Source organism: Gordonia sp. SID5947, from assembly GCF_009862785.1.
Classification (GTDB): domain Bacteria; phylum Actinomycetota; class Actinomycetes; order Mycobacteriales; family Mycobacteriaceae; genus Gordonia.
On sequence record NZ_WWHU01000001.1, the window covers coordinates 2,204,353 to 2,226,716 of the forward strand.

The 22,364-nt window shown below is 67.6% G+C and carries 19 protein-coding genes, 4 tRNA genes and 2 pseudogenes; 13 read left to right on the forward strand and 12 right to left on the reverse strand.

Annotated elements, in window-relative coordinates:
* Positions 1-9 precede the first annotated feature (9 nt).
* The 4 genes from GTV32_RS10210 to GTV32_RS10225 all read right to left on the reverse strand — a co-directional run bounded on the left by GTV32_RS10210 (position 10) and on the right by GTV32_RS10225 (position 2,211).
* On the reverse strand, positions 10-1,719 hold the full coding sequence (locus tag GTV32_RS10210; protein ID WP_202421733.1) for a hypothetical protein: 1,710 nt from the start codon (positions 1,717-1,719) through the stop codon (positions 10-12).
* Positions 1,720-1,899: 180 nt separating this feature from the next.
* Positions 1,900-1,976: transfer RNA gene (locus GTV32_RS10215), tRNA-Phe, on the reverse strand.
* 40 nt (positions 1,977-2,016) lie between these two features.
* Positions 2,017-2,090 (reverse strand) — tRNA-Asp (locus GTV32_RS10220).
* Positions 2,091-2,138: 48 nt separating this feature from the next.
* Positions 2,139-2,211: transfer RNA gene (locus tag GTV32_RS10225), tRNA-Glu, on the reverse strand.
* 175 nt (positions 2,212-2,386) lie between these two features.
* Between GTV32_RS10225 and GTV32_RS10230 the strand changes: the two genes are divergently transcribed.
* The 5 genes from GTV32_RS10230 (at position 2,387) to GTV32_RS10250 (ending at position 7,097) form a co-directional block, all read left to right on the forward strand.
* Positions 2,387-2,461 (forward strand) — tRNA-Lys (locus GTV32_RS10230).
* Between the two features lie 17 nt (positions 2,462-2,478).
* Positions 2,479-4,116 (forward strand): ABC-F family ATP-binding cassette domain-containing protein, encoded by a 1,638-nt coding sequence (locus GTV32_RS10235; protein ID WP_161062443.1) that lies wholly within the window; start codon positions 2,479-2,481, stop codon positions 4,114-4,116.
* Positions 4,117-4,210: 94 nt separating this feature from the next.
* Entirely contained in the window at positions 4,211-4,951 is a 741-nt protein-coding gene (locus GTV32_RS10240) for a (Fe-S)-binding protein (RefSeq protein ID WP_161060236.1), read from the forward strand.
* Positions 4,948-6,468 (forward strand): LutB/LldF family L-lactate oxidation iron-sulfur protein, encoded by a 1,521-nt coding sequence (locus tag GTV32_RS10245; protein WP_161060237.1) that lies wholly within the window; start codon positions 4,948-4,950, stop codon positions 6,466-6,468. Before GTV32_RS10240 ends, GTV32_RS10245 begins: the two co-directional genes overlap by 4 nt.
* Positions 6,465-7,097 carry an LUD domain-containing protein gene (locus GTV32_RS10250; RefSeq protein ID WP_161060238.1) on the forward strand — a complete coding sequence of 211 codons (633 nt, stop codon included), beginning with the start codon at positions 6,465-6,467 and terminating at the stop codon, positions 7,095-7,097. Before GTV32_RS10245 ends, GTV32_RS10250 begins: the two co-directional genes overlap by 4 nt.
* A 120-nt stretch (positions 7,098-7,217) precedes the next feature.
* Here GTV32_RS10250 and GTV32_RS10255 read toward each other — a convergent pair whose 3' ends face one another.
* Positions 7,218-8,117 (reverse strand): alpha/beta fold hydrolase, encoded by a 900-nt coding sequence (locus GTV32_RS10255; RefSeq protein ID WP_343287280.1) that lies wholly within the window; start codon positions 8,115-8,117, stop codon positions 7,218-7,220.
* A 122-nt stretch (positions 8,118-8,239) separates the two neighbouring features.
* On the opposite strand from GTV32_RS10255, the gene GTV32_RS10260 reads away from it, so the two are divergent.
* Positions 8,240-9,148, forward strand: coding sequence for an alpha/beta hydrolase (locus GTV32_RS10260; RefSeq protein ID WP_161060240.1), 909 nt, complete (start codon positions 8,240-8,242; stop codon positions 9,146-9,148).
* A gap of 11 nt (positions 9,149-9,159) precedes the next feature.
* Here GTV32_RS10260 and GTV32_RS10265 read toward each other — a convergent pair whose 3' ends face one another.
* The 4 genes and pseudogenes from GTV32_RS10265 to GTV32_RS10280 form a co-directional block, all read right to left on the reverse strand.
* Entirely contained in the window at positions 9,160-9,999 is an 840-nt protein-coding gene (locus GTV32_RS10265; RefSeq protein WP_343287281.1) for a CopD family protein, read from the reverse strand.
* A 113-nt stretch (positions 10,000-10,112) separates the two neighbouring features.
* Positions 10,113-10,693, reverse strand: a pseudogene (locus tag GTV32_RS10270) (copper resistance CopC family protein).
* The gene (locus GTV32_RS10275; RefSeq protein WP_161060241.1) at positions 10,686-11,432 is read right to left on the reverse strand and encodes a YcnI family protein; all 747 of its coding nucleotides are present in this window, start codon (positions 11,430-11,432) and stop codon (positions 10,686-10,688) included. Before GTV32_RS10275 ends, GTV32_RS10270 begins: the two are co-directional and overlap by 8 nt.
* A 143-nt stretch (positions 11,433-11,575) precedes the next feature.
* On the reverse strand, positions 11,576-12,106 hold the full coding sequence (locus GTV32_RS10280; RefSeq protein WP_161060242.1) for a YtxH domain-containing protein: 531 nt from the start codon (positions 12,104-12,106) through the stop codon (positions 11,576-11,578).
* Between the two features lie 100 nt (positions 12,107-12,206).
* Between GTV32_RS10280 and GTV32_RS10285 the strand changes: the two genes are divergently transcribed.
* Positions 12,207-13,049 (forward strand): GNAT family N-acetyltransferase, encoded by an 843-nt coding sequence (locus GTV32_RS10285; RefSeq protein WP_161060243.1) that lies wholly within the window; start codon positions 12,207-12,209, stop codon positions 13,047-13,049.
* A gap of 14 nt (positions 13,050-13,063) precedes the next feature.
* On the opposite strand, the gene GTV32_RS10290 is transcribed toward GTV32_RS10285, so the two are convergent.
* Together GTV32_RS10290 and GTV32_RS10295 are read right to left on the reverse strand one after the other, a co-directional pair.
* Positions 13,064-13,807 carry a GntR family transcriptional regulator gene (locus GTV32_RS10290; protein ID WP_161060244.1) on the reverse strand — a complete coding sequence of 248 codons (744 nt, stop codon included), beginning with the start codon at positions 13,805-13,807 and terminating at the stop codon, positions 13,064-13,066.
* A gap of 21 nt (positions 13,808-13,828) precedes the next feature.
* Complete coding sequence (locus tag GTV32_RS10295; RefSeq protein ID WP_161060245.1) at positions 13,829-14,980, reverse strand: acyl-CoA dehydrogenase family protein; 1,152 nt, start codon at positions 14,978-14,980, stop codon at positions 13,829-13,831.
* A 182-nt stretch (positions 14,981-15,162) separates the two neighbouring features.
* On the opposite strand from GTV32_RS10295, the gene GTV32_RS10300 reads away from it, so the two are divergent.
* From GTV32_RS10300 to GTV32_RS10310, 3 genes are read left to right on the forward strand one after another with little or no spacing between them, the layout of a single operon-like run.
* Positions 15,163-16,008 (forward strand): CoA ester lyase, encoded by an 846-nt coding sequence (locus GTV32_RS10300; RefSeq protein ID WP_161060246.1) that lies wholly within the window; start codon positions 15,163-15,165, stop codon positions 16,006-16,008.
* On the forward strand, positions 16,005-17,015 hold the full coding sequence (locus GTV32_RS10305) for a MaoC family dehydratase (RefSeq protein WP_161060247.1): 1,011 nt from the start codon (positions 16,005-16,007) through the stop codon (positions 17,013-17,015). Before GTV32_RS10300 ends, GTV32_RS10305 begins: the two co-directional genes overlap by 4 nt.
* 19 nt (positions 17,016-17,034) lie before the next feature.
* Positions 17,035-18,192: a CoA transferase gene (locus GTV32_RS10310; protein WP_161060248.1), complete on the forward strand. Its 1,158-nt coding sequence runs from the start codon at positions 17,035-17,037 to the stop codon at positions 18,190-18,192.
* Positions 18,193-18,246: 54 nt separating this feature from the next.
* Here GTV32_RS10310 and GTV32_RS10315 read toward each other — a convergent pair whose 3' ends face one another.
* Positions 18,247-19,407, reverse strand: coding sequence for a CaiB/BaiF CoA-transferase family protein (locus GTV32_RS10315; protein WP_161060249.1), 1,161 nt, complete (start codon positions 19,405-19,407; stop codon positions 18,247-18,249).
* Between the two features lie 178 nt (positions 19,408-19,585).
* On the opposite strand from GTV32_RS10315, the gene GTV32_RS10320 reads away from it, so the two are divergent.
* The 3 genes and pseudogenes from GTV32_RS10320 (at position 19,586) to GTV32_RS10330 (ending at position 22,361) form a co-directional block, all read left to right on the forward strand.
* Positions 19,586-20,671: an MBL fold metallo-hydrolase gene (locus GTV32_RS10320; protein WP_161060250.1), complete on the forward strand. Its 1,086-nt coding sequence runs from the start codon at positions 19,586-19,588 to the stop codon at positions 20,669-20,671.
* Positions 20,668-21,411, forward strand: a pseudogene (locus GTV32_RS10325) (crotonase/enoyl-CoA hydratase family protein); the annotation flags it as partial. The gene GTV32_RS10320 and the pseudogene GTV32_RS10325, both read left to right, overlap by 4 nt.
* A 47-nt stretch (positions 21,412-21,458) precedes the next feature.
* Positions 21,459-22,361 (forward strand): LysR family transcriptional regulator, encoded by a 903-nt coding sequence (locus tag GTV32_RS10330; RefSeq protein ID WP_161060251.1) that lies wholly within the window; start codon positions 21,459-21,461, stop codon positions 22,359-22,361.
* Positions 22,362-22,364 lie beyond the last annotated feature (3 nt).

Here is a 22,364-nt window from a genome sequence, read left to right on the forward strand (position 1 = left end):
GAGCGGACATCACCGGCCGCTGAACGCCGCCAACCGGGTCGACACCTGCTCCGGCCGTCCGTCGTTCTGCTTCTGGGCGGCGGTCAGCACGTCGATGTGGTTGTAGCCGTGCAGCTTGACCGGGATGTCCGCGGGGTTGTCCGACGCACCGAGTCCGAGGCCACCGCCACCCTGCAACGTCAGTACGGGGTTGCGCCGCACGCCGTCCCGGTAGAGGTGGTGTGCCGCGATCGCCGGCGCGGTCCCCTGCACGAGGTCGACCGTGATCGCGGTGGGGAAGTACCACTCGGTGAAGTCGAGCGGCGGCTCGGACAGGCTCCGCACCAGCTGCGCGATCGACGTCACCTCCTGCGACGGATCGGTGTAGGCGTTCGAAGTGACCTCGTCGTAGTCGGCCCACGTGTACACGACCTTCGGGTTGCCGTACACCGACGGCGCGGCCTTCCGGTCGGGGCCGAACACCCCCTCCAACGCCGGCGTGGCCGTGACGACCCCATGGGGCACCGGGAACGACTTGTCCTGCACCGGTCCCCGATCGATGAATCCGACACTGGCCTGCAGGAATCCGAGGGGTTGCGAGTTGTCGTCGAGCAGTGCCCCCACGACCGCCTCATTGGTGGCGTACAAGTCGCGGACACTCGGCGATCCGGTCGCGGCCATCGCCGGATCCTTGGCGAGCAACACCCTCAGGGTCGCATCGATGTTCGCGTTCCGGGGTAGACGGGAGACCAGGTCGTTGACGCCGTCGGGGCGCAGACGGGCGGCGAGGCCTGCGATCGCGAGCAGGTTGGTCGTTGCCGGGTTGATGACCGCAGGTAGGCGCAGTACCGGAAAGAAGCCGGTGAGTTCGCCGGTGGCGGCCGCCAGGGGCGCCGCGATCCCGGCCGGGATCTCCGGTATGTCCAGACCTCGGATCGGATTCGGCCCGCCGGCCTTGATGACCGTGTCGAGCGCGAAATAGCCTGAACACTGGTTGAATCCGGCGTCAGTGGTCGTCGCACGATTGCCGTCGAAGTCCCAGTTCGCGAAGTATCCGGTGATGAACCCACCGAGTGAATGCCCGCCGCACAGCACTTTCCGCTTCCGCGTCGCCTGATCGGGGAACTCGCGCCGGAGTACGTCGTATTCGTCACGAAGGGTCTGTGCGAGTCCCACGTCCCCGAGCCATGCGGTGGCGGCGCCGTCGGCGTAGCCGCCGAATCTGCGCCCACGCAGCGCAGCCCCGTGGAAGTAGTAGTCGGTCGCGACGTCGAGGTCCTCGGCCGCGAGCCCGGCCTGGGTTCCGGTGTGGTCCTCGAGGCAGTTGGATCGGCGATCGAGTGCCCAGAACTCGATGTGCCGTCCCTTCGCGGCCGCGGCGGCCACCGTGTTGCGCGCCACCGACTCGAACGCGCCCGCCCCTTCGAAGATGCCGGGTTGAGCGACCAGCACGCGATCGGCATCCACCGACTTCGACGGCCCGTCGGCGGAGCGATATCTGAGGTATGACAGGCGGTCACACGCGGCCGGATGTGGCTTCGCGGTCTTCGGCAACGGGACCTTCAGCGAGACGACCGACGCCACCACATCGGTCACCGGTGACGACGACACCACCCGGCGCTCTGTACGTTCCGCAGACGGATTGCCTGCCGCCACCGGCAGCTGCATGGCCTGCACGACCATCGCGCTGAGCAATCCGGAGACCACGATCACCGGCGCCCACCGCACACGCATCCCCATCAACCCGTCTCCCCGCAGAAGTCGACCCAGATGCGGCGGAGCGTAGCGCGAACTCGGAGGGTTCGTAGCCGTTTTCGATCGTGCTACCAGGCGCGGGTGCGCGTTTCGTGGCGCTGGTGTGAGGAATCGACCACAACAGAAAGCGGCCCTCGAGACGAGGACCGCTTGCTCTGGTGTGGATGGTGGCCAGAGTCGGGATCGAACCGACGACCTTCCGCTTTTCAGGCGGACGCTCGTACCAACTGAGCTACCTGGCCGGGCGGCACCCGAACCGAATGCCAATCGCAAATTACTTTGCGACCCTGACGGGACTCGAACCCGCGACCTCCGCCGTGACAGGGCGGCGCGCTAACCAACTGCGCCACAGGGCCATGTTCTGTTGTAGTGCTCTTCCGTCCCCGCAAGGGGCTGGGCAAGCGTACCCCCTACGGGATTCGAACCCGCGCTACCGCCTTGAAAGGGCGGCGTCCTAGGCCGCTAGACGAAGGGGGCCGGTTCTCCGTTGGGAGCCGACTTAGCTTAGGACACGCGTTGAAGAAAGCACAAATCCTATGGTCAGAACCAATATCGGAGGTTCTGACAAACCCGGTTGCATTGCCCCGGCATGCCGATCTCACACCATCCGACGGAGCCTGTAAACTCGTCGACGCCCTGCTCTGCGGGGCACGCCCCTATAGCTCAGTTGGTAGAGCTACGGACTTTTAATCCGCAGGTCCCAGGTTCGAGCCCTGGTGGGGCACCAAGCAAGGAGGCCACGCCATCAGCGCCACGGTGCACGTCGCAGGCCTGTCGGCCGGCCACGGCGAACGAACCCTGTTCTCTGATCTCGACCTGACCATCGCCGACGGCGACGTGTTCGGGCTGGTCGGCGCGAACGGTGCCGGTAAGTCGACGCTTCTCACCCTGCTCGCCGGCGTGGGGACGGCCGATCACGAGGGCTCCATCACCTTGAGTCCACCGGATGCCGAGATCGGTTACCTCGCCCAGGAGGCGGCTGCGCGGACCGGCGAGACCGTACGCCAATTCCTGAGCCGCCGAACCGGTGTCGCGGCCGCGCAGTCGGCGATGGATGCGGCCGCCGAAGCCTTGGGCGAGGGCGGCGAGGATCTCTACTCGCCGGCGTTGGAGCGCTGGCTGCATCTCGGTGGCGCCGATCTCGATGAGCGGTCCGAGCAGGTCGCGGCGAGCGTGGGGCTCAGTGTCGACCTCGACCTGCCGATGTCCACCCTGTCCGGCGGACAGGTGGCTCGCGTCGGGCTCGCGGCACTCCTGTTGTCGCGCTACGACATCCTGCTTCTCGACGAGCCGACGAATGATCTCGACCTGGATGGGCTGGCACAGCTCGAGGAGTTCGTCACGTCCACGCGCACACCTATGGTGATCGTGAGCCACGATCGCGAGTTCCTGGCGCGCACCGTCTCCGGCATCGTCGAGCTCGACCTGGCCCAGCAGCAGGTATCGGTTTACGCCGGCGGCTACGAGGCCTTCCTGGTGGAACGCGCGGTGGCGCGCCGCCACGCGCGCGACGCCTACGAGCAGTACGCCGGCACCAAGGCAGCGCTGACCGAGCGGGCCCAGATGCAACGCAACTGGATGGAGCACGGCGTCCGCAACGCGCGACGGAAATCCAAGGACAACGACAAGGTCGGTAAGGGACTTCGGCTGGAGTCGACCGAAAAGCAGGCGTCGAAGGTCCGGCAGACCCAGCGCCGGATAGAGCGGCTCGAGGAGGTCGCCGAGCCTCGCAAGGAATGGGAACTGCGGATGGAGATCGCGGCCGCCCCGAGATCGGGGTCGGTGGTCGCGACCCTCAACCAGGCTGTCGCGTCGCGCGGAGGCTTTACGCTGGGTCCGATCAGCACACAGGTCGACGCCGGCGACCGGATCGTGATCACCGGCGCCAACGGCTCGGGCAAGTCCACGCTCCTGGCACTGCTCCTCGGCACGCGGGAGGCAAATTCCGGCACGGCCTCGCTCGGTTCCGGCGTCCTGGTCGGCGAGGTCGATCAGGCTCGAGGCCTGTTCGTCGGAGACAAGCCGCTCGCGGACACCTTCGCGACTCACGTCCCGGACATGTCCGACGCCGACGTCCGCACACTGCTCGCCAAGTTCGGTCTCCGTGGACATCACGTCACTCGCGGTGTCACCTCACTCTCGCCCGGGGAACGTACCCGGGCAGCGCTCGCGCTCCTGCAGGCCCGCGGTGTGAACCTACTGGTCCTCGACGAACCGACCAACCACCTCGACCTGCCCGCGATCGAGCAGCTCGAGCAGGCCGTCGAATCGTTCACCGGAACGGTGCTGCTGGTGACCCATGACCGTCGAATGCTCAGCACGGTCCGAGCGACGCGTCGGTGGGCCCTCGACGCCGGCCGACTGACCGAAACGCTCGCCTGAACCGACGACGCCACCTTCCCGGTGGGCCTGCGTGTGCCGATCGGAGTTTGCACGACGAGCTGCGTGGTCCATGCATCTGGAGGATGATCCGGGCATGAGGGTTGCCCTGTTCGCCACGTGCTTCAACGACACGATGTGGCCCGAGACCCCGAAAGCCACAGTGTTGCTGCTCGAGCGACTGGGAGTCGACGTCGACTTCCCCCTCGAGCAGACCTGCTGCGGACAGATGTTCACCAACACCGGCTACGCCGACGAAGCCGTTCCCGGTGTGCGTGCGTTCGTCGAGGTCTTCGGCCGCTACGACGCCGTGGTCGCCCCGTCCGGGTCATGTGTGGGGTCGGTGCGTCATCAGCACCGCTGGCTCGCCGAGCGCACCGGTGACCGTACGTTGTGCTCAGCTGTCGACGCGCTGGTACCGAAGGTGTACGAGCTCAGCGAATTCCTCGTCGATGTTCTCGGCGTCACCGACGTCGGCGCGTACTTCCCCCACCGCGTGACCTATCACCCGACCTGCCATTCGTTGCGGATGCTGCATGTCGGCGACAAACCTTTGCAGCTGCTGCGCGACGTCAAGGGCATCGACCTCATCGAACTGCCTGCGGCCGATCAGTGCTGCGGATTCGGTGGCACGTTCGCGATGAAGAATGCCGACGTCTCGGTGGCCATGGGGTCGGACAAGACCGCCCATGTCAAGGAAACGGGAGCCGAAGTTCTTGTGGCGGGCGACAACTCATGTCTCGCCCACATCGGCGGGTTGTTGTCGCGGGAGCGCTCCGGTATCCGCACGATGCATCTGGCCGAGATCTTGGCGTCGACGGACAAGGAACCGGCATGACAACCGCTCGACCCTCCCACCAGGCCGGACCCCCGCATGTCGGTGTGACCGCCACATTCGTCGGTATGCCGAAGTTCCCGGTGGCCGCACGTGCCGAACTCGCCGATGCGACCCAACGCCGAAATCTGGCCCACGCCACCGACATCATCCGCACCAAGCGGGCGGGTGTGGTCGGTGAGCTCGACAACTGGGAGGATCTGCGGCTGGCCGCGGAGGCGATCAAGAATCGGACCCTGCACCACCTCGACGACTACCTGGTGCAGTTCGAGGAGAACGCCATCAAGGCAGGCGCGGTGGTGCACTGGGCCCGGGATGCCCAGGAGGCCAACCGGATCGTCACCGATCTGGTCCGCGGGGCGGGCGCCGATGAGGTGGTCAAGGTCAAGTCGATGGCCACCCAGGAGATCGAACTCAACGATGCACTCGCCGACGCCGGTATCGAAGCCTGGGAGACCGACCTCGCCGAACTGATCGTGCAGCTCGGCGACGACTGGCCGAGCCACATCTTGGTCCCCGCCATCCACCGTAACCGCAGCGAGGTGCGCGAGATCTTCCTGCGCCGCATGAAAGAAGTCGGGCGACCGGCACCCGACGACCTGACCGACGATCCACGACGACTCGCGGAGGCGGCGCGGCTTCACTTGCGGGAGAAGTTCTTACGAGCCGAAGTCGGGATCAGCGGTGCCAACTTCGCCGTTGCCGACACCGGCAGTCTGGTCGTGGTCGAATCCGAGGGCAACGGCCGCATGTGCCTCACCCTGCCGGACACACTGATCTCGATCGTCGGCATCGAGAAGGTGCTGCCGAGCTGGCACGACCTCGAGGTCTTTCTCCAGGTGTTACCACGCTCGAGTACCGGAGAGCGAGAGAATCCCTACACGTCCGTCTGGACCGGCGTCACCCCGGGAGACGGCCCACAGAACGTCCACATCGTGCTGCTGGACAACAATCGCACCACCGTACTCGCCGACGAGGTGGGCCGGGACGCGTTGCGCTGCATCAGATGCTCGGCATGCCTGAACGTCTGCCCCGTCTACGAGCGCACCGGTGGACATGCGTACGGTTCGGTCTACCCTGGCCCGATCGGCGCGATCCTCACTCCTCAGCTGCGCGGCACCGGCTCGGCGGTCGACCAGTCGCTGCCGTATGCGTCCAGCCTCTGCGGTGCCTGTTTCGATGTCTGCCCGGTGCGGATACCGATCCCGGATCTACTGGTGCACTTGCGGACCCGGGTGGTCGACGAGCATCGCGGTCGGGTCCCGACGGCGGAGGCCGCGGGCATGAAGGCGATGGCCTGGATGTTCGGCGACCACCGACGACTCGAAGCCGCACAGAAGGCTGCGACGTCGAGCAACCGACTGTTCCGGAAACGCAGCACGATCGGCTCGATCCCCGGCCCGCTCGCGGGATGGAGTTCGGCTCGCGACATCCCCGTGCCACCGCGGGAGACCTTCCGCGACTGGTGGAAACGCGAACGTGGCACCTCACGCGGACACGACGGCGAGGTCGGGCGATGAGCGCACGCGAGGAGATCCTCGGCCGTATCCGGAACGCGCTCGACGACGTGCACGATCCACGCGTCGAGGAGACGCCGGTCGACTGGGCTTACGGGCGACCGGTGAGCACCGGTGACCTCGGTCTGGTGGATCGTTTCGCCGAGCGGGTGGCCGATTATCGGGCCACGGTGGAGCAGGTGTCGGCGGACGATCTGGGAGCTGCGGTGGCGGCCGCGCTGTCCGAGGTCGACGGTCCGATCATCGCCGACGAACTCGTCCGTATCCGCCTCGACGTCGAGCTGAACTGGATGAACGACGACGACCTGTCTCCCACCGACCTCGATGCCGTCGGCGCGGTGGTGACCACCGTGGCGGTCGGGATCGCCAACACGGGGACCATCGTCCTCGACCACGGCGCGGGCCAGGGCCGCCGCGCGGTGTCGCTGGTGCCCGACGTACACCTCTGCGTCGTCGAGGCGGACCAGGTGGTCACCGACGTCCCCGAGGCCGTCGCCCGGCTCGTCGAGACCGGGGCGCAGGCGCGGCCGCAGACCTGGATCAGCGGGCCGAGCGCAACCAGCGACATCGAACTCGATCGGGTGGAAGGCGTACACGGTCCGCGAAACCTGCACGTGCTGATCGTCAGGTGACGGACACCCGCGGGTCGTCTTCGCTCACGCGGGTGTGATCGGCCCTCGCGGGTCGTCGACGGCCCGCGGGAACCCGAGCGGCCCGCGTCAGACCAAGCGAGCAGCCCAATCTGCCACGCCCTACTGGGTTCGGACCTGAACCGAGCGATTCGACGCCTCGGCGACCGCATCGACGGCGTCGGTGAACGGCTGGATGAAGAGCTGGGCACCGAGGACGCAGCACGCGTGTCCACCGTGGACCTCGAACCGTCGCGCCCCCGGAATCCCGTCGACGAGCAGCTCTTGACGCTCCGGCTCGACCACCCGGTCCCGGACCGAGACCACCACCGAGGTGGGCACATCGATTTCGTCGAGCCATGGGCGCGAGTCGAATTGACCGAGGCCGTCACCGAATTGCCCCATCCGGCCGAGCGGTGTCGAGAAGAATTGACGCATCGCCCACACCGTGGTGTGGGCGGAGGTGTCGTCGAGGCGGCGCGACGGCTTCGGCATGATCCGGCTCGTCGCGTTCAACAGCCGTCCCGTCCGATGGGCGTTGGCACGGTGCTCGGGGTCGCGGGTGCTGAAATACGGCCCCGTCGAGCAGAGCACCAAGCCGGCGACGCGGTCGCGATGTTGCCGCCACGCCAGCTGCGCGATTCCGCCGCCCATCGAGAAGCCGGCGGCGATGAACTCGTCGATCCCGAGCGCGTCGGCGACCGCCACCACGTCGTCGGCGCAGTCGACCAGGTCGAATCCGTCCGACCGGATGCCGCGGCCGTGCCACCGCTGATCCATCGTGATCACCCGGTATCGCTGGTTCAGCTCCGGGATCACCGGGTACCAGCAGAGCAGCCCGGTGGTGAGCACCGAATGCAGCAGGAAGACCACGGGGGCGTCCGTCGGTCCGGAATCGGTGACGTAGGTCGGCCCCCGCCCGGGGAGATCGACAGTCCGCCCGGCCGGGATGTCGCGGATCGGATACGGACGCAGAACATGGCCGAACCCACGGGCCACACCACGGGCGAACTCAGATCTCACCCTCCCGACGGTACGCGATCGGGACGCCCCAGATGGCTGGTCAGCGGTAGCCGCTGACCTCCGCGCGGGCGACAGGACCGGCCCGCGTGACTCACAACACACCAGCATGGGATGCTCGGTACATGATGGACATCGACCGTCCCAAGATCGAGGGCTCCGTCGCCGTCGGCGGAGGTCGGCGACGAATCGGTTTCGCCGAGTTCGGAACAGCCAACGGCCGCGCCCTGTTCTGGTTGCACGGCACGCCCGGTGCGCGGCGCCAGATCCCGACGGAGGCCCGCGCATTTGCGGCGGAGATGGGTATCCGGATCATCGGCATCGACCGTCCCGGCGTCGGCTCGTCGACGCCGCATGCCTACGGATCGGTCTCCGAGTTCGCCGCCGACCTCGGCGAGGTCGCCGACTCCCTGGGCATCGACGAGTTCGCGGTCATCGGTCTGTCCGGTGGTGGCCCGTACGCTCTCGCAGTGGCCCATGCCTTCCCCGGCCGGGTCGTCACGGCCGGCATCCTCGGCGGTGTCGCACCCACCGTCGGAAGAGAAGCGATCAACGGTGGCGCGATGCGAATCGCACGGGCCGCCGCACCGGTCCTGGGCGTGGCCGGAGCACCCGTCGGCAAAGTGGTGAGCTCGGTACTGAGCGTGGCTCGTCCCATCGCCGACCCGGCTATCTCGGTCTACGGTCGACTCTCCCCGCGCGGTGACCGAGAGTTGTTGTCACGTCCCGAGTTCCGAGCCATGTTCCTCGACGACCTGCTACACGGCGGAGGCAGGCGGATGGAGGCTCCGTTCTCCGACATCGTGGTCTTCGCGCGCGACTGGGGATTCCGGGTCTCCGACGTGACGGTGCCGGTGCGCTGGTGGCACGGCGACCGCGACCACATCATCCCGTACGGCCACGGCGAACACATGGTGTCGCTCCTACCCGATGCGAAGCTCTTCACGATGCACGGCGAGAGTCATCTGGGGGCGCTCGGGATGTCGCTCGACATCATCACCGAACTCCTGGCGGTCTGGGACCAACCTCGCTGACCGACCGCCCATCAGGGCGCGGTGGTCGACAGTCCGACGGCCAACCCGAGCACCACGGCCATCACCAGCAGCTCACCGACGGCGAGCCGGATCGACGTCGCTTCTGATGCCCGGTGCCGACTGACCGCGGGGACCCAATGCCTACGATGACGCGCACCCAGCATCACGAGCACGATCACCCCGACCGACTTGGCCAGCAGGATGCGCCCGTATCCGGAGCCGACGAGTTCGCCGAGACCGCCGACCTCCAGGAGACCGGTGATCACCCCCGTGGCGGCGATCACCGCCACCGCCCACACCGCCCGCTGCGAGAAGACAGGTAGAGCCGTCGTCCAGCCCGCGCGGCCCCGAATGGTCATCACCATCGCCGCAAGAGCGCCGCACCACCAGGCGGCGGCCAGCGCGTGTGCGCCGATAAGTACCGGGCCGACGGCAGACTGACTCGGATGCCCGGTGATGGCCGTGGCGAGCAGCCCGATCGCGCCGAGAACCGCAAAGGACGCGACCGGCGGGTTCATGCGACCGGCGAGCCGGACCGACGCCAGGACCACCACCAGCGTCGCCGCGATCAGCTCGACCACCTCGGGTGTCCCTTCACCGAGCGTGTCGGCGAACTGTCCGACGCTCACCGTCAGGGACGGCTCCCCCGCCTGATCCGCCGTGCGCATCCAGGCGGAGACCAGCGCCGCGACAAACCAGACACCCCCGGTCACACCGACGATCCGTACCGAGGGGTCAAGTCCGAGGCCGGGTGACGCACCGAGACCGACCAACACGACGGCGGCTCCGACGGCGATCGCCGACGGCACCGCCAGGGCCTCGGGCCCTTCGGGGCGGCCAGCACCCAACACAGGCCAAGACCGACGAACATCGCGAGCAGCGCACCTGGAACCGCGAGATCGCGGGTCCGCGACCTCGACGCCGGGGTGCGACCGCCCGCGATGCCCATGTCAGTACGTCCCGGTCATGACGACGAAGACCGGCGGTCGGGCCGCCGAGTCAGCCACAGGACCACGCCGAGTCCACCGACCAGCACGATGACCGCCACCACGATGAACGGCCACAACGGCGGGCCGTCGTCGCTCCCGCCGGTCTCGGCATCAGCCGCTGGGCCGGGGTGCCGTCACCCGCGGTTGCGAGCTCGAACGTCCGCTTGCCCTCGACAGGATGCCCGTCGGCCGAGGTCACGCGGTAGTTCAGCGTGTACGTCCCGGCCGGACCGAGCTCACGTAGGGCAACGCTCAGTCGTGGCCCGCTCACCGTCGGCGTGCCGTCCTGCCAGTAGTGATCGTCGGGACCCACCACGGTCAGCACCGCGAACGTCTCCTGGATGGGTTCGTTGAAGGTGATGCTGACGCTCTGCGGGCCGCTCTGCACCGAGGCACCGTCGGCCGGATCCGACGACACCACCCGAGAGTGGGCGGATGCCACCGGCGCGGCCCAGGTGCCGATCAGCCCGGTCAGCAACACACCGACCACCACCGCGAGCACGGTCGACGGCGAGCGGCGCACGCGAGCGTCACCAGCCGTCGCCCCGCTACGCATCGTCACCGCGGCGCGCATCATCACCGTGCTGTGCCGCGGTCTGACGGCGGCCGGAGCGGGTCAGGGCCGCCACGCCGAAGACCGCACCGAGGGCTCCGATGACCAGGCCGATACCGCCCAGCCACCGTGCGGTCCCATCGGTCGACGACGAGTCCGCCGAGGCGGAGGTCGAGTCGGCGGTGGAGTCACCCCGTGTGGCGGCGCCGCCGTGATGGCCGGTACCCTCCTCGGCTGCCCCGAGCGTGAGGGTCGGCGCCGGATGCTCCGGCTCCTCCCCGTTCGCCCCCATGGGCTGTGACCAGTCCACCTTCTCGCCGTCGGCGTAGGTCTGCACGGCGGGCAGTGACACGCTCTCCTGCTCGGGGAACGGCCCCCCGGAGATTCGGAACTGGGCGAATTCACCGACCGGGACACCGGGTGTTCCGGGCAGCGCGGTCCAGGTGATGGAGGTGACCTCTTCGGTCGACGGATCCTTGGCGACCGTGGACTTCCATCCCGGCATCACCTCGGGTCGCGCCGATTTCAGTTTCGGCAGTGTCACCGTGAGCTCGGTGGTCGCCGAGGTGTCGGACTCGTTGGGTACCACGAGGTTCACCACGCCGTAACCCCCTTGGCTCAGGGTCGGGGCATTCGCCGTGACATGTGCGGAGGCGGCGCCGACACCTGCGAAGGTGGCCGCCGCGGCCATGGCCAGCGCGCCCGTCGGCACCGCAAGTCGTCGAATCAGTTTGTTGCTCATCAAGGTTGTACTTTCCAGGGTCTCGGAGACACACGCAGTCGTGTGATGTTCAGCCGTGCGGGCCCGGACAATTCAGAGGCGTGCCCGTACACGGGGATGCCACCTGTCGCGACGGCTCGGTCGCGCAGTGATGGCCGATCGGATCAGGACAGACCCGGTGGACCCCGAACTCCGACCCCTCCGACAACGACACCGGAATACAGATGGGGCGCGACCCAGCGCACGACAGCGACGTGCGGGGGCGCAGCGACCCGCGGTGGCGGCGACAGCCGGCGCATCGTCGAGGTGAGCGCCCGCAGGAGACCGGCCGCGACCACGATGAGAGCGGCACTCGACGGGATGGCGATCAGGTGCGTGAGCAGCATCGGCAGGAGCGCATCGTGGTGCATCGCCGACTGCGTCTGACCGGCCATCAACGACAGATGCGAACCGATCTGGGCCAGCGTCAGCAACCCGGCGGTGGCAAGTGTGGCCGTGGTGACCGATCGTTGCCGCTGACCACCGAGAAACAACGCCACGAGGGCACCGATGCCCACGCTGAGCAGCATGCCGGCGGAGCCGGGCACCGAGCCGGCTCCCAGGCCGTGTGCGGCCACCGCGACCACCGGGACGACGACGCCCGCCGCGACGCGCGTCAGCACGTCCGGCGACCTGTCAGGCGTCGCACGACCCATGACCGGTCATCCTAGTGCGCCGACCGGACGCCGTGAGCAGGGCATCAACGGTTGGCCGGACTCGGCCCGGCATCCGTGTCGACGATGACAGAATGAGGTCATGCCGCATACGTCGTCGACCGCCGTCGAGATCCGCGAGCTGTCCTCTCCGACCGACCTGCAGCAGCTGACACACGTGTTCGACGACGTGTGGCACCCCGATCCCGGTAACCGGCCGGTGAGTGTCGACATGCTCCGTGCCCTCTCACACGCCGGGAACTACGTCGCCGGTGCATATGTCGGCGACCGCTTGGCCGGCGGAAGCGTGGGGTTCTTCTCGGCGCCCGTCGGGCGATCGTTGCACAGCCACATCACCGGGGTGTCCCGTATCGGCCGCGGCCACAACGTCGGCCACGCACTCAAGATGCACCAGCGAGAGTGGGCCCTCGCCCGTGGCCTGCAGACCATCACCTGGACCTTCGATCCGCTCGTCGCGCGTAACGCCTATTTCAACCTCACCAAAGTGGGTGCGGTACCTGTTGCCTACCATCGTGATTTCTACGGCGAGCCGGCGCACGAGATGGCCGGCGGGGACGAGAGTGATCGCCTGCTCGTCTCGTGGTCGCTCGAGTCGTCGGCACCCGAGGCGTCCACCGACACCGTCGACGCCCTCCTGCGCGACGGTGCGCGCCTCGCCATCGAGGCCGACGGTGCCGATCCACGGCCGGTCACCGACCTCGGTGCCGGCTCGGTGGTGATAGTCCCGGTCCCCCGCGACATCGAGTCGATGCGACGAACGCACCCGGTGACCGCTGCGCGGTGGCGCTCCGCGCTGCGCATGGCGCTCGCGCCGTTCTTCGGTCCCGCGGACGCCGATCTCGGGCAGACCGAGGCGCAGGCCGATGCGCCCACGACCCGGTTCCTGCGTTCCGGCCACTACGTGGTGAACCCCGTACACGGCTGACCGCACGGTGTCGGTCAGGTGGTGTTGCGCCGCAAGGTGACCCGATAGGTGTAATGCTCGGGCAGGAAATGACTCACGGCCAACTCGACGGCGTTCCCGTCGGCATCGCTGTAGAGGCGGTCCACCCGCAGCATCGGATGCCCCTCCGGACAATTCACCTGCCCGGCCACCGACGCATCCGCCGCGGCCACCGTGATGGACTGCGCGGCTTCGGCGATCGGCCGCGCCAGGTGTGGTTCGAGCAGACCGATCATGGTGTGGGCGCTGGTCGCCCCGGCCGCGACCTCGGGTCGTCCGAGTACCGATCGGGCCACCGATTCCGGCCACCACACGGTCGTCAGGACGAACGGGACGCCGTCATGAAAGCGGCGAAAGACCATGCGATACACCAGGTCCGTGTCCAGGCGCAGCCGACCGGCGGCGTCGAGGTCCACCAGTCGCCGGGGTGCGGACACCACCTCCATGGTGGTGTCGTGTGACAAGTTCATCAGATCTTCGATGGAGCCGAGCTGCCGAAGGTACCGCCCGTTGCCTTCGGTGGCGAACGTCCCTCTGCCGGGCACGCGGTACACGGCCCCCTCGGCGACCAGATCCTGGAACGCACGCCGCACGGTCTGTCGACTGAGACCGAACTCGTCGGACAGTTCCGACTCGGTCGGCAACCGAATCCCCTCGCGGTAGCGCCCTTCCGCGATCCGCGCGCGCAAAGTGGCGGCGAGCGCCCGATAGGCGGGTTCGGTGTGCTCACGTGAGGTCATCGCGGAATACTCACCGTCGCATCAGATGCCGCCGCGGGCGACGAGTTGTCCGGCGATGACGTTGCGCTGGATCTCGTTGGTGCCCTCGCCGACGATCATCAGCGGCGCGTCGCGGAAATAGCGTTCGACGTCGAACTCGGTCGAGTAGCCGTAGCCACCGTGGATGCGGACCGCGTTGAGCGCGATCTCCATCGCGACCTCCGAGGCGAAGAGTTTGGCCATACCGGCTTCCATGTCGCAGCGTTCACCGCGGTCGTACTGATCGGCGGCATGCCACGTCAGCTGCCGTGCCGCGGTCAGCTTGGTGGCCATGTCGGCGAGATAGTTCCCGATGGACTGGTGTTTCCAGATCGGTTGCCCGAACGATTCGCGTTGCTGGGCATAGGCCAGCGAATCCTCCAGGGCTGCGGTGGCCACACCCAGTGCACGGCAGGCCACCTGGATTCGTCCGGTCTCCAGTCCTTTCATCATCTGACCGAAGCCCTTTCCGGGCTCGGTGCCGAGGATCGCCGACCGGGAGATCCGATAGTCGTCGAACGAGAGCTCGCAACTCTCCACACCCTTGTAGCCGAGCTTCGGCAGATCACGCGACACCGTCAGCCCCGGACCGTGTTCGACCAGCACGATGGAGATGCCCCGGTGCCGCGGCTGCGCGGCCGGATCGGTCTTGCACAACAAGGCGATCAGTCCCGAGCGTCGCGCGTTGGAGATCCAGGTCTTCGAACCGTTTATCACCAGGTCGTCGCCGTCGACCTTGGCCACCGTCGACATGTTCTGCAGATCCGAGCCGCCGCCGGGTTCGGTGAGGGCCATCGTCGCCCGCATCTCGCCGGTCGCCAGCCGCGGGAGATAGTTCTGCTTCTGGGCTTCGGTGCCGAACTCGGTCAGCAGTTTCGACACCACCGTGTGACCACCCATCGCACCGGCAAGACTCATCCACCCCCGCGCCAACTCCTGCGTCACCCGGGCGTAGCACGGCATCGACACCGGAGTACCGCCGAACTCCTCTGGGACGGCGAGTCCGTAGATGCCGATCTGCTTCATCTGCTCGATCCACTTCTCCGGGTACTCGTTGGCGTGCTCCACCTCCTGCACAGAAGGCTTGACGTCGCGGTCGACGAAAGCCCGCACGGTTTCGACGAGGAACGACTCTTCGGCGTTCAGGTTGCTCATGGACCCACCTCACAGCAGCAGCACGACATTTATCAGCACTTTGTACGGCCATATTTGCCAGCGGGATTGTCGATGTCAAGGCGTATTCGCACTCTTCCGTTACCGACAGGGGTCTGGTAAGAGTTCTTCTGACACCGATTTGGCCGCACATTTGGCGTGCCGTAGCTGGGATCGAGGACTTCGTGCAGACACACAGACGGCGGGCCGTGTTGGTCGCGCCCGCCTCCGACGATCGGAAAGCCCGCAAGGCGCTCGCCTCGAGTGCCGACGAGGTGATCCTCGACCTGGAGGACGCGGTCACCCCGGAGAACAAGAACGCCGCCCGCGCGGCCGCCGCCGACCTCGTCGCGGAGTTCGGCGGTGACCGTTTGGTGTCCATCAGGATCAACGCGTTCGGGACCGACTGGGTCGACGCCGATCTCAGCGCATGCGCCGAGATGGGGCCCTCACTTGCGTCGGCGGTCCTTCCCAAGGCGGAGTCGGCCGCACAACTCGCCGACGCCGATCGACTCCTCGGCGACTCGCCGACCCGCTTGCAGATCCTCGTCGAGACCCTGATCGGTATCCGCGACATCGCCGACATCTGCACCGGGACCGAACGCTTGGACGCGGTGATCATCGGGTATGCGGATCTTGCTGCCGCGCTGGGGCGTTCGTCCTCGGCACCCCAGATCGTCTGGCATCCTGTCCAGGAGACCGTGCTGACCGCCGCACGCGCCGCAGGAGTGTCGGTGATCGACGGACCGCATCTCACCATCGCCGACGACGATGCGTTCCAGAACGCGAAGACATGGGTACGCGACCTGGGCTTCGACGGCACCTGGGTGATCCATCCTGCGCAGATCGATACGGCACAAGCGATTTTCACTCCCGATCCCGACGTGGTCGCCGACGCGCGACGAGTGCTCGCCGCACTGGACGAGGCTGCGGCGCGCGGCGACGGTGCCGCCGCGCTCGACGGACGGATGCTCGACGAGGCCCTCGCCGTCTCGGCACGCCGCGTCATCGCCAAGGCCGATCCCGCATGAGCGGCACCACGATCGAGGTGGGCGGTCCGCACTTCGACGACCTCACCATCGGGCAGGTCTTCGACGACGCACCGTCGGTGACCATCACGTCGGGGATGGCAGCCACCCACCACGCCATCGTCGGCAATCGCATGCGGCTGACCCTCGACGCCGGACTGGCCGAACAGGTCACCGGACGCGGCCGCACGATCGCCCACCCCGGACTGATCTGCGACCTCGCGATCGGTCAATCCACACTGGCCACCCATCACGTCAAGGCGAACCTCTTCTACCGCGGACTCCGGTTCCTGCGTCACCCACAGGTCGGCGACACCCTGAGTACCACCACCGAAGTCGTCGGGCTGCGCGAGAACTCGCCGAAACCCGATCGCGCGCCCACCGGCCTCGCCGCGCTGCACATGATCACCACCGATCAGCACGGGGCCGTGGTTCTCGACTTCTACCGCTGCGCGATGCTGCCGTTGAGTGGCTCGCCGGACCCGGACCGCATCCGTCACGCGGACGATCTGTCCACCATCGGCGCCGCCGGTTCCGCAGAGCCGATCCTGCCCGACTGGGACCTCACCGGTTTCCGGGATTCCGTCCGCGGACAACATTTCTCACCCGACCTGGCCGGGAACGTCTACATCTCGAGCGGCGACGTGGTGTCGAGCGCACCGGAACTCGCCCGCCTCACCCTGAACATCGCTGCCACCCATCACGACGAACGAGTGAGCGGGCCGGATCGAGCCGGACGCCTCGTCTACGGCGGCCACACCATCGGAGTGGCTCTGGCCCAGGCCAACCGGGCGCTGCCGAACATCGTCACCGTCCTCGGCTGGAGATCGTGTGACCACACCGGTCCGGTACACGAGGGCGACACGCTCACCAGCGAACTGACCGTCGAAGAGGCAAGCGCCCTCGACGGAGGTGGCGGTCTACTCGATCTGCGGTCGGTGGTCGTCGCACACGAACCCGAGGGGCCACGCCCCGTCCTGGACTGGCGCTTCCGCGCCCTGATGGCATGACCCTCGAAGGAGCATCATCGTGACCAGCCCCGAGAAACCCCTCGCCGGCCTGCACATCGTCGAGGTGTCGAGTTTCGTCGCGTCGCCGCTGGCCGGACTGACGCTCTCCCAACTCGGCGCCGACGTCATCCGGATCGATCCGATCGGCGGGGCCGCCGATGTGAACCGTTGGCCGGTCACCGATCAGGGCGAGTCGATCTACTGGTCCGGACTCAACAAGGGCAAGCGGTCGATCACCGCGGATCTGCGCAGCGAGACAGGACAATCGCTGGTGCAACGCCTGGTGACCGATCCCGTCGACGGCGGCGGCATCTTGCTCACCAACTCGGCCGGGCGGTCGTGGATGAGTCATGAAACCCTCTCGGCGTCGCGACCGGACGTCATCACCTGCGAGATCCTGGGCCGCACCGACGGCACGCCCGGCGTCGACTACACCGTCAACGCCGGCCTCGGATTCCCGATGATCACCGGACCGGTCGAGAATGCCGGCACCGTGAATCATGTCCTTCCCGCGTGGGACGTGGCCTGCGGTCTGTATGCGGCCCTGGCCATCTCGGCCGCGGTCAGGCGCCGCGAACAGATCGGGGTCGGCGCGCACATCACTCTGCCACTGGAGGACACCGCACTCTCGATCGCCAGTACGCTCGGTTTTCTCACCGAACCGCAGGTCAACGGCCAGGGGCGGACCGGTACCGGCAACGACGTCTATGGGACGTACGGAACCGATTTCGTCGCCGCCGATGGTGTCCGGTTCATGATCGTGGCCCTCACACCGCGGCATTTCCGGGACCTCGTGGAGCTCACCGAGGTCGGCGAAGCCGTGGCAGCGGTGGAAAAGGCGCTCGGTGCCGACTTCCGCACCGAGGACGACCGGTTCACCCACCGCGCTGTGCTGACCGCGCTGTTCGAGCCATGGTTCGCGCGCCACGACAGCACAGAAGTCGTTGTGGCGCTGCGCAGTTCGTCGGTTCTCTGGGAGCGCTACCAGAGTTTCGACGAGGTCGTTGCGTCGGGACGGCTGGCATCCAACCCGATGTTCGCCGAACTGGATCAGCCCCTTATCGGGACCTTCCTCGCGGCCGGCCATCCCGCCGCGTTCGACGGCGAGCACTACTTCACCGGCCCTGCCCCGAAACTGGGCGCCGACACCCCTGCGACCTCATCGACGGTCGAGTAGCCCCGCCGCCGATCGAGTAGCCGCGAGCGCCGGCCACTCGACCAGCAGGAGGCATCACGTCTCGTCGGCAGCCAATTCGGCGAGGATCGCGTCCGTGTGCTCACCGAGCGCGGGCACCGGCCCCATCGACATCTCGACGTCGGCGAACGTCATCGGGGGCAGCAGCGCCCGGATCGGGCCCACCTCGGTCTCCACCTCGCGCCAGCGATCCCGGTCGGACAGTTGCGGATGCGCGACCACACCGTCGAGCTCACGGATCTCGGCAGCGGGAATGCCTGCCGCGGCCAGCCTTTCGTCGAGTTCGACGGTGGTGAAACGTTTGGTCTCCGCAGCGACTGCGGCATCGACATCGGCTCGCGCACCGACCCGACCGATGTTGGTGGCGTAGCGGGGGTCCGCCGCGAGATCTGGCCGTCCGAGTACCTCGCCGGCCAGTACCTGCCAGCCACGGTCGTTCTGCACCCCGATGAGAATCTCGCCATCGCTGGTCGGATAGCGGTCGTACGGCACGATCGCCGCGTGACCCACCCCGGAACGCGCGATCTGCCGATCGCCGTAGAGCCGCATGTACATGGGGTGCCCCATCCACTCGACCGTCGCGTCGAACATCGACACCGAGACCGCCGCGCCGACACCGGTGGTCCCGCGCCGCACCAGCGCGCCGAGGATCGAGATCAACGCATACATCCCGGCCGCGATGTCGGAGGTCGGGATACCGGTCTTGGCCGCCTCGTCGGCGGTGCCGGTCACCGAGATCAGCCCGGTCTCGGCCTGCACCAGCATGTCGTAGGCCTTGCGCTCCCGATACGGGCCGGCGTCGCCGTAACCGGACATGTCGATCACGATCAGTTCCGGGTGGTCGGCACGCAGTGCGTCGGCGCCGAATCCCAGGCGCGCCGCCGCGCCGGGTGCCAGATTCTGCAGGAACACGTCGGCGCGGTCGATCAACCGATGGAGCACGCCGCGGCCGGCAGCCGACTTCAGATCCAGGGCCAGTGACTCCTTGCCGCGATTCAGCCAGACGAAATGCGATGCGAGGCCATGGACCGCGTCGTCGTAGTTCCGGGCGAAGTCACCCTCCCCAACTCGTTCCACCTTGATCACCCGGGCGCCCATGTCGGCGAGATGCCGGGTCGCCAGCGGCGCCGCGACGGCCTGCTCGAGCGCTATGACGGTGATCCCGTCCAGGGGCAAGGGCATCTGATCGGCGTCCACCGCGCAACCATCACCTGTCGACCCGCGACCCGTCAACGACGCGCGTCTCCCGACGCCATAGGTAGTTCCTCATCGTGTCTGAGTCGGACCCACTTTGAACATGACGAAGTCCTCATGATCCGATGGAAGTTGATCGCCGCAACCGTCCGGATCGTCGGCGGCATCATCTGGAGGTGAAATGACCACGATCGAGGTCACCGGCCATCGTCAGCGCGAAGCATGGGCCGAGAAGGTGATGCCCCCGGTCGAGGAGGTCCGGCCCGGCCTGTGGTCGATCCCGGTCCCCATGTGGTCCAATCCCCTGCGCTATGTGCTCATCTATGCGCTCGCCCTGCCCGACGGCCTCGCGCTGATCGACACCGGTTGGACCGCTGATGATTCATGGCAGGCCCTCGTCGCCGGTATCCACGCGACCGGTCACGACGTCTCCGAGGTCCGGCACGTCTCGATCACCCACCTCCACCCCGACCATTTCGGTCTGGTGCCTCGACTGCTCGAGCACGCCGACCCGGTGCTGGCCATGCACCACAACGACGCCCGCCATCTGCGCTTCCGCACCGATGACGAGATCGACCGACAGATCGCCGAGTCCCACCGCGATCTCGAGATGCTCGGCGCTCCCACCGACGTCGCCGACACCGGCTTCCGCGAGATCGCACGGCTGCCGGCGGGTCGCACAATGGACATCGAACTCACCGACGGCGACGCGCTGAACCTGCCGGGGTGGAATCTGCGAGCCCTGTGGACCCCAGGCCACACTGCGGGTCATCTGTGCTTCGCCGACGAGGACGCCGGGGTCATCTTCACCGGTGATCATCTGCTGCCGCGGATCAGTCCGAATGTGTCCACGAACCCGTTCCAGTCACACAGCCCGCTCGCCGATTATCTGGTGTCGCTGGCGCATACCGAGAATCTGCCCGATCTGGAAGCGCTGCCGTCCCACGAGTACCGGTTCCGAGGACTGTCCGACCGGGTCACCGCTCTCCTCGGCCACCACGAGGAACGGCTCGCCGAGATCACCGCGGCCGTCGTCGCGAATCCGGAGAGCACCGCGTGGGAGATCACCCGATCGGTCACCTGGTCACGTCCGTTCGAGTCGCTCTCCGTCGATCTCGGCCGGATGGCGCTGCGGGAGACCAACGCCCATCTCGTGGTGCTCGAACAGCGCGGCGTGCTCACGCCCACCGAAGGCATCCCGATCCGTTGGTCCCTGAGTGACGTCCGGACATCGAACACCCCCACCACCGAGGAGAGTCCCCGATGAGCGCAGTTCTCACCGAGTTCGCCGACGGCGTCGCCGTCATCACCATCAACCGGCCCGAGGCCAAGAACGCCGTGAATCGCGAGGTCGCCGAGGGCATTGCCGCCGCCGTGGACGAGATGGACGCCCGCGACGACATCACCATCGGCATCCTCACCGGCGCCGGCGGCACCTTCTGTGCCGGTATGGACCTCAAGGGATTCACCCGTGGCGAGAACGTGAACATCGAGGGCAGGGGCTTCGGCGGACTCGTCGAGGCACCGCCGGCGAAGCCATTGATCGCGGCTGTCGAGGGATGGGCCCTGGCCGGCGGATGCGAACTCGCACTGACTGCTGACCTCATCGTCGCAGCACGCGACGCGAAGTTCGGTATCCCCGAGGTCAAGCGCGGACTGGCGGCCGCGGCCGGTGGTCTGCAGCGACTCCCGAAGATCCTGCCCTATCAGCTGGCCATGGAGCTCGCCCTGACCGGCGACCCACTGACCGCGGAGCGCGCACACCAGTTCGGCATGGTCAACCGGCTTGCCGAACCAGGCGACGCCCTGACCGCGGCGCGCGAACTCGCCGCCACCGTCGCCGCGAACGGCCCGCTGGCGGTGCGCGCAACCAAGCAGGTCGTCTCGATGTCCATCGACTACACCGACGCCGACCTGTTCAAGGCGCAGTGGAAACACCTCGGTGAGGTCTTCACCTCCGCGGATGCACAAGAGGGTGCACGCGCCTTCGCCGAGAAGCGTGCCCCAAGTGGACGGGCAGATGACCCTGGCGGTCGATCCGTACCATCACTGAGGTGGACCTGCACCTCGTCACCTATTTCGTCGCGGTGGTCGATCACGGCGGGATCACCAAGGCGGCGCAGTCGCTCTACATCTCGCAGCCGTCGCTGTCCCAGGCGATCCGGACGCTCGAGCGCCGGTTGGGTGTCACACTCTTCGACCGCACCGGCCGCCGCCTCGAGCTCACCGAGGCCGGCCGCAAACTCGACGTCGCCGCGAGGCGCATCCTCGCCGACGTCGACCGGGCCAAGCTGAAGGTCGAAGCGGTACGTGAGCTGCGCGCCGGACGCGTCGACATCGTCACCCATGGCGCATTCAGCATCGACCCGGTGGTGGAGATGATCCGCGTGTTCCGCGAACGGTTTCCACTCCTGTCGGCGCGAGTCGTCGCGGCCGACGGTCCGAGCGGAGTGCTGGCGTCGCTCCGGCGGGGTGAGGCCGAGATCGGGTTGACGGACGCGGCGGCCGACCATGCGACCTTCACGGCGATTCCGCTCGGCGCCCAGGAACTCGTGCTGGCCGCCCCACCGGACCTGACGACGGGAGTCGCCGATCCCGTGCCCCGCCGGCGGGTGCGCTCGATCCCGCTCGTCTTCGACATCGCCGATCCGGGCTCGTCGGCGATCATCGGCGACCTCATCGACGACGACGCACGCAACGTGGTGGTCGACTGCGCCCATCCGACGGCGACCTGGGACCTGGTGGAACGCGGGACGGCAGCCACCATCGCGCCGCGGGTGGTCGCCGAGCAGCAGATGCCGGGCAGTCGGCGGTTCCGGCTCGATCCGCCGCTGACGCGGGCATACGGCCTCGTCTTTCGCGCCGGACGGCCATCTCCGGCGGCCATGGCATTCATCGCGGTGGCCAAGGGACACGTCGGCGTCACGTCGGACCCGACCGAGTTCGGCGACTGGTAGGAC